The organism is Secundilactobacillus silagincola (genome assembly GCF_002583405.1).
Classification (GTDB): domain Bacteria; phylum Bacillota; class Bacilli; order Lactobacillales; family Lactobacillaceae; genus Secundilactobacillus; species Secundilactobacillus silagincola.
In genome coordinates this window covers 1-223 of record NZ_BCMJ01000076.1, presented here as the reverse complement: position 1 = coordinate 223, position 223 = coordinate 1, and the positions used below count along the sequence as shown (strand labels likewise).

Genomic DNA, 223 nt, shown 5'->3' with positions numbered 1-223 from the left:
TAGTAGGCACTCCCGGTACGCCATTTGACCGTTATCAGGTTCAGGAGTACGTTCCAGCTGGCTGGCAACTGGCTATTCCGGTTAGTGAATTACCGCTAATTATTGCCCAAGATACCAATCAAACAGTGATTATCCCGTTAGTTGCGAAGACCACAGCATCAAGCGGACCAGCCGTAGCTGCCACAACAACGACAGTCAACTATGAAACCCCAGATGGTAAAAT

General features: G+C 48.4%; 1 protein-coding gene. It reads left to right on the top strand.

Annotated elements, in window-relative coordinates; all coding sequences use genetic code 11:
* The coding region (locus CES82_RS12650; protein WP_180245759.1) for a hypothetical protein at positions 1–223 on the top strand (223 nt) is incomplete at both ends.